Source organism: Mangrovibacter phragmitis (genome assembly GCF_001655675.1).
Classification (GTDB): Bacteria; Pseudomonadota; Gammaproteobacteria; order Enterobacterales; family Enterobacteriaceae; genus Mangrovibacter; species Mangrovibacter phragmitis.
This window is the reverse complement of the sequence record NZ_LYRP01000004.1, coordinates 1-19,502: the sequence shown is the minus strand read 5'-3', so window position 1 is coordinate 19,502 and position 19,502 is coordinate 1. Positions and strand designations below refer to the sequence as shown.

General features: G+C 49.2%; 15 protein-coding genes and 1 riboswitch. Of the genes, 10 read left to right on the top strand and 5 right to left on the bottom strand.

Translation table 11 applies throughout. The annotated features are described in order from the left end of the window. Positions 1-88: 88 nt before the first annotated feature. Positions 89-979 carry a methylenetetrahydrofolate reductase gene (gene metF, locus A9B99_RS07155; protein ID WP_064596120.1) on the top strand — a complete coding sequence of 297 codons (891 nt, stop codon included), beginning with the start codon at positions 89-91 and terminating at the stop codon, positions 977-979. Between the two features lie 56 nt (positions 980-1,035). Here metF and A9B99_RS07150 read toward each other — a convergent pair whose 3' ends face one another. From A9B99_RS07150 to argE, 3 genes are all read right to left on the bottom strand, one after another. Next, entirely contained in the window at positions 1,036-2,130 is a 1,095-nt protein-coding gene (locus tag A9B99_RS07150; RefSeq protein WP_064596118.1) for a glycerol dehydrogenase, read from the bottom strand. Between the two features lie 176 nt (positions 2,131-2,306). Further along, entirely contained in the window at positions 2,307-4,958 is a 2,652-nt protein-coding gene (gene ppc, locus A9B99_RS07145; protein ID WP_064596117.1) for a phosphoenolpyruvate carboxylase, read from the bottom strand. Positions 4,959-5,260: 302 nt separating this feature from the next. Continuing rightward, complete coding sequence (gene argE / locus A9B99_RS07140) at positions 5,261-6,412, bottom strand: acetylornithine deacetylase (protein WP_064596282.1); 1,152 nt, start codon at positions 6,410-6,412, stop codon at positions 5,261-5,263. A gap of 191 nt (positions 6,413-6,603) precedes the next feature. Between argE and argC the strand changes: the two genes are divergently transcribed. The 5 genes from argC to oxyR all read left to right on the top strand — a co-directional run bounded on the left by argC (position 6,604) and on the right by oxyR (position 12,355). Continuing rightward, entirely contained in the window at positions 6,604-7,608 is a 1,005-nt protein-coding gene (gene argC / locus A9B99_RS07135) for an N-acetyl-gamma-glutamyl-phosphate reductase (protein ID WP_064596116.1), read from the top strand. 14 nt (positions 7,609-7,622) lie between these two features. Further along, positions 7,623-8,399 carry an acetylglutamate kinase gene (argB, locus tag A9B99_RS07130; protein WP_074388776.1) on the top strand — a complete coding sequence of 259 codons (777 nt, stop codon included), beginning with the start codon at positions 7,623-7,625 and terminating at the stop codon, positions 8,397-8,399. A gap of 70 nt (positions 8,400-8,469) precedes the next feature. Beyond that, positions 8,470-9,687 carry an argininosuccinate synthase gene (locus tag A9B99_RS07125; protein WP_036115872.1) on the top strand — a complete coding sequence of 406 codons (1,218 nt, stop codon included), beginning with the start codon at positions 8,470-8,472 and terminating at the stop codon, positions 9,685-9,687. A gap of 86 nt (positions 9,688-9,773) precedes the next feature. Then, positions 9,774-11,147 (top strand): argininosuccinate lyase, encoded by a 1,374-nt coding sequence (gene argH, locus A9B99_RS07120; protein ID WP_064596113.1) that lies wholly within the window; start codon positions 9,774-9,776, stop codon positions 11,145-11,147. 290 nt (positions 11,148-11,437) lie between these two features. Continuing rightward, entirely contained in the window at positions 11,438-12,355 is a 918-nt protein-coding gene (gene oxyR, locus A9B99_RS07115) for a DNA-binding transcriptional regulator OxyR (RefSeq protein ID WP_064596111.1), read from the top strand. On the opposite strand, the gene sthA is transcribed toward oxyR, so the two are convergent. After that, complete coding sequence (gene sthA / locus A9B99_RS07110; RefSeq protein WP_064596109.1) at positions 12,338-13,738, bottom strand: Si-specific NAD(P)(+) transhydrogenase; 1,401 nt, start codon at positions 13,736-13,738, stop codon at positions 12,338-12,340. The genes oxyR and sthA overlap by 18 nt on opposite strands. 194 nt (positions 13,739-13,932) lie before the next feature. Between sthA and fabR the strand changes: the two genes are divergently transcribed. Continuing rightward, positions 13,933-14,571 (top strand): HTH-type transcriptional repressor FabR, encoded by a 639-nt coding sequence (gene fabR, locus A9B99_RS07105; RefSeq protein WP_064596107.1) that lies wholly within the window; start codon positions 13,933-13,935, stop codon positions 14,569-14,571. 10 nt (positions 14,572-14,581) lie between these two features. Beyond that, positions 14,582-14,935, top strand: a complete 354-nt coding sequence (locus A9B99_RS07100; protein WP_064596105.1) for a YijD family membrane protein — start codon at positions 14,582-14,584, stop codon at positions 14,933-14,935. Between the two features lie 63 nt (positions 14,936-14,998). Here A9B99_RS07100 and trmA read toward each other — a convergent pair whose 3' ends face one another. Next, entirely contained in the window at positions 14,999-16,099 is a 1,101-nt protein-coding gene (gene trmA / locus A9B99_RS07095; RefSeq protein WP_064596103.1) for a tRNA (uridine(54)-C5)-methyltransferase TrmA, read from the bottom strand. Positions 16,100-16,214: 115 nt separating this feature from the next. Continuing rightward, positions 16,215-16,418: riboswitch (cobalamin riboswitch) on the top strand. 69 nt (positions 16,419-16,487) lie between these two features. On the opposite strand from trmA, the gene btuB reads away from it, so the two are divergent. Further along, complete coding sequence (gene btuB / locus A9B99_RS07090; RefSeq protein ID WP_082917839.1) at positions 16,488-18,356, top strand: TonB-dependent vitamin B12 receptor BtuB; 1,869 nt, start codon at positions 16,488-16,490, stop codon at positions 18,354-18,356. After that, the gene (murI, locus tag A9B99_RS07085; RefSeq protein WP_064596100.1) at positions 18,301-19,167 is read left to right on the top strand and encodes a glutamate racemase; all 867 of its coding nucleotides are present in this window, start codon (positions 18,301-18,303) and stop codon (positions 19,165-19,167) included. Before btuB ends, murI begins: the two co-directional genes overlap by 56 nt. Positions 19,168-19,502: the final 335 nt, after the last annotated feature.

Below are 19,502 nucleotides of genomic sequence, written 5' to 3'. Positions count from 1 at the left end.
GAGGCTTTTCCTTCATTTTTACATCTGGACGTCTAAACGTATAGATGTAAAAAATAACAGAACAGCGATAAGAGTGATGAGGTAAGGTATGAGTTTCTTTCACGCCAACCAGCGAGATGCTTTGAATCAGAGCCTGGCTGAGGTTCAGGGGCATATTAATGTCTCGTTTGAGTTTTTCCCGCCGCGAACCAGTGAAATGGAGCAAACGCTCTGGAACTCTATCGATCGGCTGAGCAGCCTGCGCCCTAAATTTGTTTCTGTTACTTACGGTGCTAACTCTGGTGAGCGTGACCGTACTCACAGCATCATTAAAGATATTAAAGAACGTACCGGGCTGGTGGCTGCGCCGCATTTAACCTGTATTGATGCCACCCGCGACGAACTCAAATCCATTGCTCAGGATTACTGGGATAACGGGATTCGCCATATTGTCGCGCTGCGTGGTGATCTGCCGCCAGGTAGCGGGAAACCGGATATGTACGCAGCTGACCTGGTCGCGTTACTGAAAGATGTCGCGGATTTTGATATTTCTGTTGCCGCATATCCGGAAGTGCATCCGGAAGCAAAGAGTGCTCAGGCTGATTTAATTAACCTGAAACGGAAAATTGACGCGGGCGCTAATCGGGCAATTACCCAATTTTTCTTTGATGTGGAAAATTACCTGCGTTTTCGCGACCGCTGTGCCGCTGCTGGCATTGATGTTGAAATTGTGCCGGGCATTTTACCCGTCAGTAACTACAAGCAACTGCAGAAATTCGCCACAATGACTAATGTACGCGTACCTCAATGGATGGCGACGATGTTTGACGGGCTGGATGATGATCCAGAAACCCGTAAGCTGGTGGGTGCCAGCATTGCGATGGATATGGTGAAAATTTTAAGCCGGGAAGGGGTGAAAGATTTCCATTTCTACACCCTTAACCGGGCTGAAATGAGTTATGCCATTTGTCATACACTGGGTGTGCGCCCGGCGGGTTAATTTGCTCTTGTATCAGCCAGGTGGTGTGTAACTCCCTGGCTGGAGAAAACGCCGGGTTATGATGATGCCATGCGGCCAAGTTCATCTGCCAGCAAGATGGCGTCGAACACCTGTTGTGGTGTTATTTTGCCCGGCATGTTGTGCATTGGGCTTTCTGGCTGGCAACTGGCCTGTGCTACCTGGCGGACTTTTTCCTCAACCCCTTGTGTAATACCTAATTCACTCAGCGTGACGGGTAAACCTGATTTGTGACACAGATTCAGTACTGCTACCTGTTCTTCCTGTGGGGCATCTTCGAGTATTAACTGCACCCGTGTACCAAACGCGACTTTTTCGCCATGCAGTGTTTTTTGCGTATCCGGCAGGGTTGTTAGCCCGTTATGGACAGCATGTGCTGCTGCCAGACCGCCACTCTCAAACCCAATACCACTCAGGTAAATATTGGCTTCAATAACACGTTCCAGCGCTGCGGTGACGTTATGTTGTTGTGCGTCTGAGACAGCAGTGACACCTGATTCAAGGAGCGTGCGGTAGCAGAGTTCAGCCAGTGCCAGCGCAGCTCTGCCAGGTAAGCCTCCTGCACTGGTCACTGCGCCACTTTTTGCACAGGCACGGGCTTCAAACCAGGTGGATAAGGCATCACCAATACCTGCGGCCAGTAACCGTGGTGGCGCTCCGGCAATAATTGCACTATCTACCAATACCAGGTCCGGGTTATGAGGTAATGGCAGGTAACGGTCGAGAGAACCATCCTCACAGTAAATAACAGACAGCGCACTGCATGGGGCATCACTGGATGCTACTGTTGGCGCAATGACCATTGGGCTTTTCATCAGGCAAGCTACGGCTTTTGCTGTATCAAGCGTTTTCCCGCCACCAATCCCCAGTATTGCATCGCATTCCGCTCGTTGCGCCAGTATACAAAGTTGGTCAATTTCGGGTTGTGAACACTCGCCACCAAAGAGTGCGAACTCCACATCAATTTGATGCTCTTCACAGGTACGGCGCAGCATCTCTTCCACCAGATCGGCGACAAAGCTGTCTGCGAGCACTAAAAAGTGCTGCCCAAGTGGTTTCAGGTATTGCCCGGCACGGCTGAGAATATGCTGGCCCTGAATATATTTACCGGGTGATGCCGTAATACTGTCCATGATAATCCTCCAACGGTAAGTGCAATGGGAGTGCGCTAATGGGCAGTTTACTGCGGCAGAAACAGGAAAATATTGCGCTGAAGGCGGTAAATTGCGGAATAATAAACCCGGAAGCATGCTTCCGGGTTTCTGTGTTACCCGCCAGCGCGAGTCTGAACAGTTATGTATTAAACCGGTTAACCTGTATTACGCATCCCGGCCGCAACCCCGGCAATTGTCACCATCAGTGCCTGTTCGATTCGCGGGTCAGGTTCACTGCCCTCGGCCTCGGCCTGGCGTGAGCGGTGCAGCAACTCAGCCTGCAGAACATTCAGTGGGTCGGTGTAGATATTACGCAGAGTGATAGACTCCGCAATCCATGGCAAGTCGGCCATCAGATGGGAATCATTGGCAATAGCCAGCACCAGTTTGATGTCAGCTTCCAGTTGTTTGCGCAGTTCCTGGCCCAGAGGCCAGAGCTCTGGTTTCACCAGACGCTGGTCATAGTATTCGGCCAGCCATAAATCGGTTTTTGCAAAGACCATCTCCAGCATGCCAAGGCGTGTGGAGAAGAATGGCCAGTCGCGGCACATGCTTTCTAACTGGTCCTGTTTACCATCATCCACAATTTTCTGTAGTGCAGCACCTGCTCCTAACCATGCTGGTAGCATTAAACGGTTTTGTGTCCAGGCAAAAATCCACGGAATGGCGCGCAGGGATTCCACACCACCATTAGGGCGACGTTTTGCCGGGCGGGAACCCAGCGGCAATTTACCCAGTTCAAGCTCAGGTGTTGCGGAGCGGAAATACGGAACAAAGTCTTTGTTCTCGCGCACATAACCCCGGTACATATTGCAGGAAAGTACGGACAATTCGTCCATAATGTTGCGCCAGCTGGCTTTCGGTTCTGGCGGCGGCAACAGGTTGGCTTCCAGAATTGCCCCGGTATAGAGCGACAGGCTACTGATAGTGACTTCAGGCACACCATATTTGAAGCGAATCATTTCGCCCTGTTCGGTAACACGCAGACCACCTTTCAGGCTGCCTGGCGGTTGAGACAGCAAAGCCGCATGGGCTGGTGCGCCACCACGGCCAATGGAACCACCACGTCCATGGAACAGTGTCAATGCAATGCCTGCTTTTTCACAAGTTTTAATCAGGGCATCCTGTGCCTGATATTGTGCCCACGAAGCGGCCATTACACCGGCATCTTTGGCAGAATCGGAATAGCCGATCATTACCATTTGTTTGCCCTGAATAAACCCGCGATACCAGTCAATGTTCAGTAACTGAGTCATCACATCGTTGGCATTATTCAGGTCATCCAGTGTTTCAAACAGCGGTGCGACTGGCAGAGCAAATTCGATACCCGCTTCTTTCAACAGTAAGTGTACGGCCAGGACATCAGACGGCGTTTTCGCCATGGAAATAACATAAGCGGCGATAGAACCACGCGGCGCTTCGGCAATGACTTTGCAGGTTTCCAGCACTTCGCGCGTGTCGTCGCTTGGTTGCCACTGGCGAGGCAGTAACGGGCGTTTGGAATTCAGTTCGCGAATTAAGAATGCCTGTTTGTCGGCTTCAGACCAGCTTTCATAGTCGCCAAGACCCAGATAGCGAGTGATTTCACCCATGGCATCTGAATGGCGGGTACTTTCCTGGCGAATGTCGATACGAACCAGTGGAACACCGAAGCATTTGATGCGGCGCAGTGTATCCAGCAACTCACCATTAGCAATAATACCCATGCCACAAGCGTGCAGTGACTGGTAGCAGGCATATAATGGATCCCACAATTGTTCGTTTTGCGTGAGCAAACCTTGTGGGCGTGGCAATTTCTGCCCTTTCAGCCGGGCTTCCAGCCAGGTCTGGGTAGCCATTAACTGGCTGCGTAACCCTTTAAGGATATGGCGATAAGGTTCTTCACTATGTTCATCACCGGCCAGTTTAAGCAGTTCAGGTGTGGCATCTGCCATTGAAAGTTCAGAGATAAGCACCTGTATGTCTTTCAGAAACAGGTCAGTGGCTTTCCAGCGGCTGAGTAATAAAACATGGCGAGTAATATCGGCGGTAACGTTTGGGTTGCCATCGCGGTCGCCACCCATCCACGAAGTGAAGCGTACCGGAACGAAATCAACAGGTAACTTGTAGTTAAGATGCTCTTCCAACTGTTCATTCAGTTCACGCAAATAGCCAGGTACACCATCCCACAGGCTGTTTTCAACAACAGCAAAGCCCCATTTAGCTTCATCAACCGGGGACGGGCGGTGTTTACGAATTTCATCGGTATGCCATGACTGGGCAATCAGCTGGCGCAGACGGCGCATTATCTGATTACGTTCATATTCCGGAATATCACTGTGATCCAGTTGTTTAAGACAATTATTCACTTCCACCATTTTATGAATAAGTGTCCGGCGAGTAATTTCTGTCGGGTGCGCGGTTAACACTAATTCCAGTGACAGAGATTCTAATGATTCTTTTATCGCAGCTTCAGTTAAATTGGGTTGTGCTTTTAACTTTTTAATTGTTTTTGCAATAATTTCAGGGCTATTCGCTGATTCACCATTGGCTGAAATGCTGTGAAATTGCTCTGCTGTGTTGGCAAGATTCAGAAACTGACTAAAGGCGCGTGCTACAGGAAGTAGTTCATCTTTAGACAGGTTCTGTAAAGTATTCAGTAACTCCTGCCGATTTGCGTCGTTGCCAGCGCGGGAAGACTTCGACAATTTACGGATTGTTTCTACACGATCAAGAATGTGTTCTCCCAAAACATCCTTAATGGTATCCCCGAGCAATTTGCCGAGCATACTGACATTACTTCGCAAAGCGGAATATTGTTCGTTCATATGACCCCAGACACCCCATCTAAATGCAATTGATTTTCACCCTGGCGGGTTAAACACCGCCTTTTATAAAGCCACGTTAGTTTCCATTCGTCAATTGCTGCGAAATCGCTTCAGCAAACACGTAAATTTGGTGAATTTATGAAATTTAATATTGCTGGCCCCCGATAAGTAATTCTTATGGAATTACACTGATTTCCAGCACTTTCACGCGGAAATACCGATTATTTTCGCGCGAAAATGTTAAATATTACTAATTCACTCTTTTGCCTGATACAAAAGAGTGAATTGGTCTTACCACTGATTTAATGCCAACAAAAATGATGGATAACCTGGGTTATCAGTTCTTGTGTGGGTTTGATAAACCGGGTTTCCAGGTATTCGTCAGGTTGGTGCGCCTGGTTAATAGAGCCAGGGCCAAGTACCAGCGTTGGACACAAGGTTTGGATAAACGGTGCTTCTGTACAGTAGTTAACGACTTCTGTTGGTGTATTGAGCAGTTTTTCCACCACTGCGACAAGTTCATGGTTCACCGGGCATTCATAACCGGGAATTGGTGGATGTAACTCGGAAATATCCAGGCGGCCAGGCCACTGGTTGCTTACAGGCGATAAGGCCTCTTGCAGCAAGCCATTTAAATCATCCAGTGTCATGCCGGGTAATGGGCGAATATCCATATGTAATTCACAGCAGGCACAAATGCGGTTGGATGCATCACCGCCGTGAATATGGCCCAGGTTGAGTGTTGGATATGGAATGGTGAACGCACCATGGTGGAAACGGGATTTCAGGTCGTCGCGCAACGCCATGATATGACCAATTGCATCGTGCATCAGCTCGATGGCGTTAATGCCCCTGGCGGGATCGCTGGAATGCCCTGATTGCCCGGTGATCCGGATGGCGCTGGACATATGCCCTTTGTGCGCGCGCACCGGTTGCAATGAGGTAGGCTCGCCAATGATGGCGCAGTCCGGGCGGATTTGTGTATTTTCTGCAAAATAGCGAGCACCGGCCATGGAGGTCTCTTCATCGGCGGTTGCCAAAATGTAGAGCGGTTTGGTCAGGCGGGTGACGTCGATATCACGCAGTGCATCAAGAATGAAGGCAAAGAAACCTTTCATATCTGCCGTGCCCAGCCCGTAAAGTTTATTGTCGTGTTCAGTTAATGAAAACGGGTCGCGAGTCCAGCGGCCGTCGTCAAATGGCACGGTGTCGGTATGCCCGGCAAGCAACAACCCGCCAGCACCCTGGCCGATACGGGCAAGCATATTAAACTTATTACGTGTACCAGGGACTGGCTGGACTTCAACCTGAAACCCCAGGTCGCCAAACCAGCCTGCAAGCAAATTGATTAAAGAAGCATTACTTTGATCCAGTGAACTTTCGGTTGCACTGATAGATGGCGTTGCTATCAACGCTCGATATATCTCGATAAAAGGCGGTAATTTCATCTTCACTGTTGACATGTCCTGGGTCACAATAGTATAGATAATCATGCAAAATTAATGAATAAAAATACATTAACATTGCTCAGAAATGAATCTTTTCTTGCTCTGCTGTTACAGGGCAAAGAGTAAACCAGTAATACGCGGTTCCGGCAGAGGCCGAAGCCAGGTTAAAAATGACGGAAAGAAGGTATACAACCCCAATGTTGAATACGCTGATTGTAGGTGCCAGCGGTTATACCGGCGCAGAGCTTGCTTCCTATGTGAATCGCCATCCTCATATGAACATAACCGCATTGACAGTGTCTGCGCAAAGTTCAGATGCAGGAAAGTTACTTTCAAGTCTTCACCCTCAACTGAAAGGGATTGTGGATTTGCCGCTTCAGCCTATGTCTGATATTAGCGAATTTACGCAAGGTGTTGATGTCGTTTTCCTCGCCACGGCCCATGAAGTCAGCCATGACCTGGCTCCGCAGTTTCTTGCTGCGGGTTGTGTGGTGTTTGATTTATCCGGGGCATACCGGGTTAATAATGCTGAGTTCTATACCCAGTATTACGGTTTTACTCACCAGCATCCAGATTTGCTCGACAGCGCTGTTTATGGCCTTGCTGAGTGGCAGGCAGACAAAATTAAGCAGGCTGATTTAATTGCTGTTCCGGGATGTTACCCAACAGCCGCACAACTGGCGCTGAAACCGTTGATTGATAATGGTCTGCTGGATCTCACTCAGTGGCCGGTTATCAATGCCACCAGTGGAGTGAGTGGTGCAGGGCGTAAAGCGTCACTGTCTAACAGTTTCTGCGAAGTCAGCCTGCAGCCGTACGGTGTGTTCACCCACCGGCACCAGCCTGAAATCGCATCGCATCTTGGCGCGGATATTATTTTCACCCCGCATCTGGGGAACTTCCCACGCGGTATCCTGGAAACCATCACCTGCCGTTTGCAGGATGGGGTTACTCAGCAGCAAATTGCGGCGGTGTACCAACAGGCTTATGGTGATAAGCCGTTGGTTCGGCTTTATGAGAAAGGTGTGCCTGCACTGAAAAATGTTGTTGGTTTACCATTCTGTGATATCGGTTTTGCCGTACAGGGGCAGCATCTGATTGTTGTCGCCACGGAAGATAACCTGCTCAAAGGCGCAGCTGCTCAGGCGATGCAGTGCGCAAATATTCGGTTTGGTTTTACAGAGACTCAGGCTCTTATTTAAAGCAATCAGGTGAGATGATGAATCCATTAATTATTAAGTTAGGCGGTGTTCTGCTGGATAGTGAAGAAGCACTGGAACGCCTGTTTGCTGCACTGGTTACGTACCGCGAGTCCCACCAGCGCCCTCTGGTTATCGTCCATGGTGGTGGCTGCCTGGTTGATGAATTAATGAAGAAACTGGCTCTGCCCGTGCAGAAAAAAAATGGCTTGCGGGTTACCCCGGCAGATCAGATAGACATTATCACTGGGGCACTGGCCGGTACGGCAAATAAAACATTGCTCGCCTGGGCTCAGAAACACCATATTGATGCTGTAGGGCTGTGCCTTGCGGATGGTGGTAGTGTGACCGTCACTCAGTTGGACGCATCCCTGGGCCATGTTGGCCTGGCAAAACCGGGCTCTGACCGTTTGCTGAACTCACTATTAGCCGGTGGGTTCCTCCCGGTGGTCAGTTCTATTGGCATAACAGAAGATGGCCTGCTGATGAATGTGAACGCAGACCAGGCTGCCACGGCTCTGGCTGCAACTCTGGGTGCTGATTTAATCCTGTTGTCAGATGTGAGTGGTATCCTGGATGGTAAAGGCCAGCGTATTGCTGAAATGACAGCTGAAAAAGCGGAGCAACTGATTGCTCAGGGCATCATTACCGATGGGATGATTGTGAAAGTTAATGCTGCACTGGATGCTGCGCGTACACTTGGACGCCCGGTAGATATCGCCTCATGGCGCCATGCGGAGCAATTGCCCTCGCTATTCAATGGTGTTGCGATTGGTACCCGTATCATTGCGTAACGCACTACACGTTTAACGACTCCATATGGTCTGCAGGGTCAGGCCTAATGCGCTCTTGAAGGAAAAGAAAATGCAAAATCACGGCATCAAAAAAGTTGTTCTCGCCTACTCCGGTGGTCTGGATACCTCCGCTATCATTCCCTGGCTGAAAGAAAACTATCAGGGCTGCGAAGTTGTCGCCTGCGTAGTGGATATTGGGCAGGATCGTGATGATCTGAAAGGGGTTGAACAAAAAGCGCTGCGTTCCGGAGCGATTGAATGCCACGTTGTGGATCTGCGTGAAGAATTTATTCGTGATTATGTTTATCCGGTACTGCAAACCGGTGCACTGTACGAAGGCAGCTACTTGCTGGGTACTTCCATGGCTCGTCCGCTGATCGCTAAGGCGCTGGTTGATGTGGCGAAAAAAGTGGGTGCGGATGCACTGGCTCACGGCGCAACTGGTAAAGGTAATGACCAGGTTCGTTTTGAGTCTGCATGGGCTGCCTTGGCTCCTGGTCTCAAGGTCATTGCTCCATGGCGTGAATGGGATCTGCGTTCCCGTGAAGCATTGCTGGCATACCTGAAAGAGCGCGACATCCCGACAACCGCTTCTCTGGAAAAAATTTACAGCCGTGATGAAAACGCCTGGCATATCTCTACTGAAGGCGGTGTGCTGGAAAGCCCGTGGAATGCACCGAATAAAGATTGCTGGGTATGGACTGTTGACCCGAAAGAAGCGCCGGATGCCGCTGAGCAAGTCACCATTACTGTTGAGCACGGTAAAGTGGTTGCTGTGAACGGTGAAGCAATGAGCCCGTTCAAATGCCTGGAAGCACTGAATGTTCTGGGTTCCAAACATGGCGTTGGCCGTGTTGATATCGTGGAAAACCGCCTGGTGGGTATTAAATCTCGTGGTTGCTACGAAACCCCAGGGGGCACCATTATGATGGCTGCATTGCGTGCTGTTGAGCAGCTGGTACTGGACCGTGACAGCTTCAAATGGCGTGAACAGGTTGGCCTGGAAATGTCCTACGTGGTTTATGACGGCCGTTGGTTTGCACCGCTGCGCCAGTCTTTGCAGGCAGCTGCAGAATCCCTGGCAGGTGAAGTGAATGGTGAAGTGGTACTGGAGCTGTATAAAGGCCGGGTCACTGCTATTCAGAAAAAATCACCTAACAGCCTGTACAGCGAAGAGTTCGCGACTTTCGGTGAAGATGAAGTTTACGACCACAGCCATGCTGGCGGCTTCATTCGGTTGTTCTCCCTGTCTTCACGTATTCGTGCGCTGAACGAACAGAAGAAATAAGTTTTTAGTTTTATCCCCCATGTTGCGTAGACACGGGCAATATGGGGGCCTTTTTTAAACAGGATTCATGTATTACGGAGCGGATTATGGCACTTTGGGGCGGGCGTTTTACTCAGGCAGCGGATCAACGGTTTAAGCAGTTTAACGACTCATTACGCTTTGATTATCGGCTGGCTGAGCAGGATATTGTGGGTTCTGTCGCCTGGTCTAAAGCGTTGGTCACTGTTGGTGTACTGACTGCAGATGAACAACTGCAACTGGAAGCCGCACTCAATGTTCTGCTGGAAGAAGTTCAGGCATCGCCGGAAGCCATTTTGACCAGTGACGCTGAAGATATTCACAGCTGGGTGGAAGGCAAACTTATCGAGAAAGTGGGCCAGCTGGGTAAAAAACTTCACACTGGGCGTAGCCGTAATGACCAGGTCGCAACTGATTTAAAACTCTGGTGTAAATCCCAGATTACTTATCTGCTCAGTGCCAGCCGTGAGCTGCAAAAAGCGCTGGTAGCAACAGCTGAAGCTAATCAGGATGCCGTTATGCCGGGCTATACCCATTTGCAACGTGCACAACCTGTTACGTTCGCTCACTGGTGCCTGGCTTATGTCGAAATGCTGGCGCGTGATGAAAGCCGCCTGCAGGATGCATTAAAGCGCCTTGACGTCAGCCCGCTGGGATGTGGTGCTCTGGCTGGTACTGCTTATGAGATTGACCGCGAACAACTGGCCGGGTGGCTCGGCTTTGCCAGTGCGACACGCAATAGTCTCGACAGTGTCTCCGACCGTGACCATGTGCTGGAGTTGCTGTCTGACGCATCTATTGGGATGGTGCATTTGTCGCGCTTCGCGGAAGACCTTATCTTCTTTAATACTGGCGAAGCCGGTTTTGTTGAACTGTCTGACCGTGTTACTTCCGGTTCTTCGTTGATGCCGCAAAAAAAGAACCCGGATGCACTGGAGCTGATTCGTGGCAAGTGTGGCCGTGTTCAGGGTGCATTGACCGGCATGATGATGACCCTGAAGGGGTTACCGCTGGCCTACAACAAAGACATGCAGGAAGATAAAGAAGGGCTGTTTGACGCACTGGATACCTGGCTGGATTGCCTGCATATGGCGGCGCTGGTACTGGACGGCATTCAGGTGAAACGCCCGCGTTGCCAGGAAGCAGCAGAGCAGGGTTATGCGAATGCGACTGAGTTGGCTGATTACCTGGTTGCGAAAGGTGTGCCATTCCGTGAAGCTCATCACATTGTAGGTGAAGCGGTGGTTGAAGCCATTCGTCAGGGCAAAGCGCTGGAAGCCTTACCTCTGGTGGAATTACAAAAATTCAGTACCAGTATTGGTGAGGATGTCTACCCCATTTTATCTTTGCAATCTTGCCTGGATAAACGTGCTGCTAAAGGCGGTGTTTCTCCCGCACAGGTCACGCAGGCAATAGCAGAAGCGAAGCAGCGTTTAGTTTAATCTTTGTTTGCTCCTTTAGCGCCCGGCTTTGGTCGGGCTTTTTTATACCTCAGCCCAGGGAAAGCTCTGGTGTGTTAAACAGGCAAAAAAAAGCGGACATTACTGTCCGCTAAACGTTCACGTTGGCTTTTTCATGTCAGAGAGAATCTCTGGTCGCAGCAATAAGTGAGGGTCATTTCACGAGCTTTGCTGCTGTGAGATGCATTATGTCAAAAGATGCTTGATAGGGATAATCGCTGATTGCTATTCTATCTATCGCCAAGGGCTATCGTGGCCCCGGAGGGAGATGAATGAATATTCGTGATCTTGAATATCTAGTCGCGTTAGCCGAACACCGCCATTTTCGTCGTGCTGCCGATGCCTGTCATGTCAGCCAGCCTACGTTAAGTGGACAAATCCGTAAGCTGGAAGATGAACTGGGTGTGATGTTGCTGGAGCGTACCAGTCGTAAAGTCTTATTCACTCAGGCAGGCTTATTGCTGGTGGACCAGGCACGTACGGTATTGCGTGAAGTGAAAGTACTCAAGGAAATGGCAAGTCAGCAAGGAGAGACAATGTCAGGGCCATTGCATATCGGCCTGATTCCTACAGTAGGGCCTTATCTCCTGCCCCACATTATTCCGGCGCTTCACCAGGCTTTTCCAAAGCTGGAAATGTACCTGCATGAAGCCCAAACCCATCAATTGCTTGCGCAGCTTGATAGTGGAAAACTGGATTGCGCTATCCTTGCTTTAGTAAAGGAAAGTGAAGCCTTTATTGAAGTTCCATTGTTTGATGAGCCGATGTTGCTGGCCATTTATGAAGGGCATTCATGGGCGGATCGTGACCGTGTGCCCATGTCCGATTTGTCTGGTGAGAAGTTACTGATGCTGGAGGACGGGCATTGCCTGCGTGACCAGGCAATGGGGTTCTGTTTTGAAGCTGGTGCCGATGAAGACACGCATTTCCGGGCTACCAGCCTTGAAACCCTGCGTAATATGGTTGCGGCTGGCAGCGGTATTACATTACTGCCAGCCCTCGCGGTACCTCACGAAAAACGCCGTGATGGTGTGGTTTATCTGCCGTGCTATAAACCTGAACCCCGCAGAACCATTGGCCTGGTATATCGTCCCGGGTCACCGCTTCGCAGCCGTTATGAGCAACTGGCAGAAGCCATCCGTAAACAGATGGCTGGTCACTTCGACAGTGCGCTAAAACAAGCGGTTTAGGCCGTTCAGCGCAGCTACCCGGTAGGCTTCTGCCATGGTCGGGTAGTTAAAGGTGGTGTTAACGAAATACTCAATCGTGTTACCACCACCTTTCTGTTCCATGATTGCCTGGCCGATATGAATAATCTCTGCAGCACGTTCTCCAAAACAGTGAATCCCCAGGATTTCTTTTGTTTCGCGGTGGAAGAGAATCTTCAGCGTACCAACATTCATACCGACAATTTGTGCCCGGGCCAGGTGTTTAAACTGTGCACGGCCCACTTCATAGGGCACTTTCATTGCAGTTAACTGTTGTTCTGTTTTACCCACCGAACTGATTTCCGGAATGGTATAAATGCCTGTTGGAATATCTTCAACCAGGTGCGCGGATGCTTCGCCTTTAATAATGGCCTGAGCCGCAATACGTCCTTGATCATAGGCCGCGGATGCAAGGCTTGGGTAGCCAATAACATCCCCTACTGCGTAAATATGGGGCTGTGCGGTTTGGTACATACTGTTTACCTTCAGCAATCCTCTGCTGTCCGCTTCTAACCCGACATTTTCAATCGCCAGTGAATCAGTGTTACCCGTGCGCCCGTTGGCATACAGCAGGCAATCGGCTTTGACTTTCTTACCGGATTTAAGGTGGACAATCACACCATCATCAACACCTTCAATTCGTTCGTACTCTTCGTTGTGGCGAATAACAACGCCGCTATTCCAGAAGTGATAAGAAAGCGAATCTGACATCTCTTGATCGAGAAACGCCAGCAACCTGTCACGGGTGTTGATCAGGTCAACTTTGACATTCATTCCCCGGAAAATTGAGGCATACTCGCAACCAATTACACCCGCACCATAAATAATGACATGCTTCGGTTCATGGTGAAGATTGAGGATGGAGTCGCTGTCGTAGATTCGTGGATGGGAAAAATCGACATCCTGAGGGCGATAAGGCCGCGAACCACAGGCAATAACAAATTTTTCTGCTGTTATCTGCTCGATGGTACCGTCATGATATTCGAGCTCAAGTGTATGCTCATCGACAAACGATGCATTGCCCTGGTGAATCTCGCAGTGGTTACGTTCATAGAAGCCCTGGCGCATGCTGGTTTGTTGGCTAATAACACTCTCGGTGTGGTTCAGAATATCGGCGAAGGAAGAGCGCAGAAGTCGGGAGTGGTCGCTATAAAGTGGGTTTTGGTTGAATTCGATAATACGGCTGACTGCGTGACGGAGCGCTTTCGACGGAATAGTTCCCCAGTGGGTACATCCACCGCCGACATTATGATATCGCTCAACGACGGCGACTCTGGCTCCTTGTTTCACCAGACCCATTGCAGCGCCTTCGCCGCCGGGGCCGGACCCAATTACTATTACGTCATAATCGTAGGAATGTGGCATGGTAAGGCTTACCTGTTTTTATACGTTAGAGCAACATGATAGTAACATTTGTGAGGAGATAACCCAATATAGATTGGGTGAATTTTATTCTGACGTAATATTGCCCAGATAAACAATCAGTCACAATCCTGGGCAAGTCAGCAGGTTCGATTCTCTGGTATAGTGCCAACAGGAGTGGAAGGATTCAGGCGACCATGATGGGTGTAAGAGCGCAACAAAAAGAACGTACTCGCCGTTCGTTAATCGAGGCTGCATTTAGCCAGTTGAGTGCTGAGCGTAGTTTTGCCAGCCTGAGTTTACGTGAAGTCGCGCGTGAAGCTGGTATTGCGCCTACGTCGTTTTATCGGCATTTTCGTGATGTTGATGAACTGGGCCTTACGATGGTTGACGAGAGTGGCCTTATGCTGCGTCAGTTGATGCGGCAGGCCAGGCAACGTATTGCACGTGGTGGGAGTGTTATTCGGACATCGGTATCCACCTTTATGGAGTTTATCGGCAACAACCCCAATGCATTCCGTCTTCTTCTCCGGGAACGTTCGGGAACTTCGGCTGCGTTCAGGGCAGCCGTTGCACGCGAGATCCAACATTTTATTGCGGAACTTGCGGATTATTTAGAACTCGAAAATCGTATGCCGCGGTCATTTACGGAGGCACAGGCAGAAGCAATGGTCACGATTGTGTTCAGTGCGGGTGCTGAAGCTCTGGATGTCGATATAGAACAACGGCGGCAACTTGAAGAGCGGCTGGTGTTACAGTTGCGTATGATTTCTAAAGGGGCCTACTACTGGTATCGCCGCGAACAAGAAAAGATGGCACAACATTCTGAAGAGTGAAGGACGAGCAATGAAACAATCTGGTCAAGAAAAAGCGACTCTGCTACTGGCGCTCATCGCCGGTTTGTCCATTAATGGCGCATGTTCAGCGCTGTTTAGTTCAATTGTACCATTTTCCCTGTTTCCCATAATATCTCTGGTACTGGCTGTGTATTGCCTGCATCAGCGTTACCAAAACCGAACAATGCCTGAAGGGTTGCCGGGGATTGCCGCTGCCTGTTTTATCCTGGGCGTGCTGGTATACAGTGCTGTGGTGCGTGCTGAATACCCATCAATTGGTTCCAATTTCCTGCCATCAGTGCTGTCTGTGGTGCTGCTGTTTTGGATTTTCTACAAACTCCGCGCTCGCCGCGAAGACAACTAATGTGTTGTTACAGATAATAAAAAAGGCGCAGATGCGCCTTTTTTATTGGTGTGCTGATAGCGTTTATTTTTTGCTAAGCAATACACCACATTCCATATGATGGGTATAAGGGAACTGATCAAACAGTGCCAGGCGTGAAAGGTGGTGTGTTCTGGAAAGAGTTTGCAGGTTATTACATAAGGTTTCCGGGTTGCAGGAAATATATAAAATCTGCGGGTAAGCCTGCACCATATTAAGTGTTTCATTATCTAATCCGCTACGCGGCGGATCGACAAAAATGGTATTACAGTGATAGCTTTGTAAATCAATGCCTTCCAGTCGGTTAAATTTCCGGATACCTTGCATTGCCTGGGTAAATTCTTCTGCAGACATCCGGATAATTTGTACATTATCGATATGGTTTGCCGCAATGTTGTATTGCGCCGCTGCTACGGACGGCTTAGCGATTTCGGTTGCGAGTACCTGGTCGAAGTTACGTGCCAGTGCCAGTGAAAAATTCCCGTTACCGCAATAAAGCTCCAGTAAATCCCCTGTAGCGCCTTTAGTCACGTTCAGTGCCCATTCCAGCATTTGAATGTTCATGGCGGCATTTGGCTGGGTGAAACTATTTTCCACCTGGCGGTAAACCATTGGTTGCCCGGCCACAGGCAGCGTTTCATCCACAAAGTCCTGGTCGAGCGTGATTTTTGTTTTTGTTGCGCGCCCAATCAGATGCACATTGAAACCTTGTGCTCGCAGGGTATCGCGCAGTTGCGCTGCTGCCGCGCGCCAGTCGTCATCCAGTGCACGGTGATACAGTAAAGAGACAACTGCCTGACCACTCAATGTGGATAAGTAGTCCAGTTGAAATAACTTTTTGCGCAGCACAGGTTGAGCGCGCACGGCATCCAGAACGGCAACCATCAGTGCATTAATCAGTTCGCTGGCTGCCGGAAAACTGTCTACCCGAATGCGCTGGCGGGTTTGTTGGTCGAAAATAATATGGTAAAGATCATCACCTTCATGCCAGACCCGGAATTCGGCCCGCATGCGGTAGTGGCTGGCCGGTGAACGAAACACCTCTACATCAGGCGCTGCAAAAGCGGCCATCATCGCTTTAAGGCGAGACACTTTTTCAGCCAGTTGAGCGTCATACTGTTCTGTCGGGAGATGTTCGGGGGTCATACCTGCTGTCCTGAATAAGAAATTACGCGGGGGATTGTAGGGAATGGTGGCGTATTGTCCAGCCTCGTTATTATCAAATTCAATTTTCGGAAGTCTGGACATCTATATAGGGCGAATGTAGCATGCATTTTCCGGCCTCCATGAGTTAAAAGGGAATCCAGTGTAAATCTGGAGCTGACGCGCAGCGGTAATAGTTGGTTGGATGATAGCGTTTATCGCAAACACTGCTTATTTTCTGCATTAAACAGAATTCAGGTGGGAAGTTTTCATCCTGGAAAAACCATTAAGCCCGAAGACCTGCCGGATACACGTCGCAATTGATCACTCATCGCGTGCTATAGAGTGAGCCTGCGGCATCCTTAAGAATCTCCGGATGCTTATTTTAATGATGATAAAAAAACTCTCGCTGCTGACAGCCGCTTCTGTCACGGCTTTTTCTGCCTGGTCGCAAGACAATCAATCAAATACTATGGTTGTAACGGCCAGCCGTTTTCAGCAACCTGTGAGTAGTGTGCTGGCACCGACTGAAGTCATTACAAGAGAAGAAATTAATAAATGGCAGGCGAAAACACTAAATGATGTGATGCGTCGCTTACCCGGTGTGGATATCGCTCAATACGGTGGTATGGGGCAAACTTCTTCTATGTTTATTCGGGGAACCAGTGCCAGCCATGTTCTGGTCTTGATTGATGGTGTTCCGGTAGTTCGCCCAGGAATTTCCAATACTGTTGATTTCAACCAAATTCCACTATCTCTGGTTCAACGTATTGAATATATACGTGGGCCACGGTCATCGGTTTATGGTTCTGGTGCAATTGGCGGGGTAATTAATATTATTACCCAGGATGACAATGCAAAATCTCAAATTAATGTAGGGACGGGGTCAAAAGGCTTTCAGCAGTATGATGGTGCCTGGCGCCAACGTTTTGATAATACAGTTGCTACACTTGCCGGCTCATATCAGAGTACTAAAGGCTTTAATGTGCAGCCTGGCTCAACCTGGTCTCATGATAATGACCGTGATGGTTGGCGTAGTAAGTCTTTCTGGGGCGGCTTACAGCACCAGTTCAACGAGAATCTTGATGGTTTTATTCGTGGTTATGGCTATAGCAATAACACAGATTACGATTTAGGTAGTGCGCCATATAGTGCGGCATACAGTGCGGATGAAGAACAGCTTTATAGCCGCTCTTTTGATGCAGGGATACACTTCAACTCAGGGATATACTCTTCGCAACTTATTGCCAGCTACCAGAAAGAAAAAGATTACAATTACAGCAGTATTTATGGGCGTTATAACGATGGCACCTCTTTGGACCAAATTGAGCAACGCAATATTCAATGGGGAAATAATATTGTCGTTGGGCACGGTTCAGTGAGTGCTGGTGTTGACTGGCAACAACAGCGCCTGCGTTCTTCAGATACCACAGTTTCTGACACTTATAAGCGAGATAACACCGGTATCTACCTGACCGGGCAGCAGCAAGTTGGAGATTTTACTCTTGAAGCATCCGGGCGTAGCGATCATGATGAGCAGCTTGGCTGGCATAGCACCTGGCAAAGTGCATTAGGGTGGGAATTCGTTGATGGGTATCGTGCATCTGTTTCTTATGGTACTGCGTTCCTGGCGCCTTCGCTTGGTCAAGAGTTTGGTTCCACTCGTTTTGGCATTGCTGCAAACCCTGACCTCAAGCCTGAAGAATCTCGCCAGTGGGAGTTTGGCCTGGAAGGGTTAAGCGGGCCTGTTGACTGGCGTTTGTCAGCATATCGCGAAGAAATTCGTAACCTCATTACCTATTACACTGACCCGGTAACCTATGACGGTGCCTATGCCAATATTGATTCGGCAACAATAAAAGGCATTGAATGGACTGGCAGTGTTGATACCGGCATTTTTACCCACCGTGTAACGCTACAGTATATGGACCCTCGTAATGACCAGAATGGTGAGGTTCTTGCTCGTCGTGCTAAACGGCAGGCTAAATACCAGTTGGACTGGACGATGTTTGATGTCGGTATGGATGTGTCCTGGCAGTACTATGGAAAACGTTATGACAATAATTCGTCCGACTACAATCCGTCACAACAAATTTTGCCGAGTTATAGCACGGTTGATATTGCTGCATCGTATCCAGTGACCTCTCATCTGACAGTTCGTGGTAAAATAGCAAACCTGTTCGATAAAAATTACGAGACAGCTTATGGCTACCAAACTGCAGGACGAGAGTACTACTTGTCTGGCAGCTACACCTTCTGATGCAAGACCCTCCGTTTTGGTTTTTGATTCCGGAGTCGGTGGGTTATCGGTTTATGATGAGATCCGGCATCTTCTTCCGGATCTCCATTACATCTACGCTTTCGATAACGTTGCTTTTCCTTATGGTGAAAAAAGTGAAGAGTTTGTCGTTGAGCGTGTCGTCAGCATTGTTACTGCCGTCCAGAAACGCACTCCGCTTGCCCTGACTGTTATTGCGTGCAATACCGCAAGTACTGTTTCTCTGCCCGCATTACGTGAAAAATTCGCTTTCCCTGTAGTGGGGGTGGTTCCTGCTATTAAGCCAGCCGCGCGCCTGACCGCAAACGGGGTTGTGGGGTTACTGGCAACTCGTGGCACAGTCCGCCGGGCGTATACGCGTGAACTGATTGACCGTTTCGCTCATGAATGCCGTATTGAAATGCTGGGGTCTGCCGAACTGGTTGAACTGGCTGAACATAAATTACATGGACAACCGGTATCCCTTGATGAACTGCGCCATATCTTGCGCCCGTGGTTAAAAATGGCTGAGCCGCCAGACACTGTTGTGCTCGGGTGTACACATTTCCCTTTATTACAAGAAGAACTGGCCCAGGTATTACCGGAAGGCACGCGTTTGATTGATTCTGGTGCGGCAATAGCAAGAAGAACCGCCTGGCTATTAGAGCATGAAGCGCCAGATGCAAAATCAACGGATGAGAATATTGCCTACTGTATGGCACTCACGCCTGAAACTGCCTGTTTAATGCCCGTTTTATCTCGTTATGGGTTCCAAAAGCTTGAGGTTTTGCCGCTTTTGCCTCCAATTGAGTAAAAAAACAACGGTTGATAAAGTTTTTGCAAAACAGAGCTTGCCAGCGAGAGATTAGTCCCTATAATGCGCCACCACTGACACGGCACAACGGCAAACAAACCGGCCTGTCAGGCAAAGTTAAGTAAAAATAAATGCTTGACTCTGTAGCGGGAAAGCGTAATATACGCAGCCCGCGCCACCCGGAAATACGGTGGCACTGCTCTTTAACAATTTATCAGACAATCTGTGTGGGCACTCATAAGCACTGATATCTTAACGTCGCAAGACGCTAAAAATTATCAAGTCTTAAAGAGTGACTAACAGTTAATTCATTACGAATAAACAGTTTAATTCTT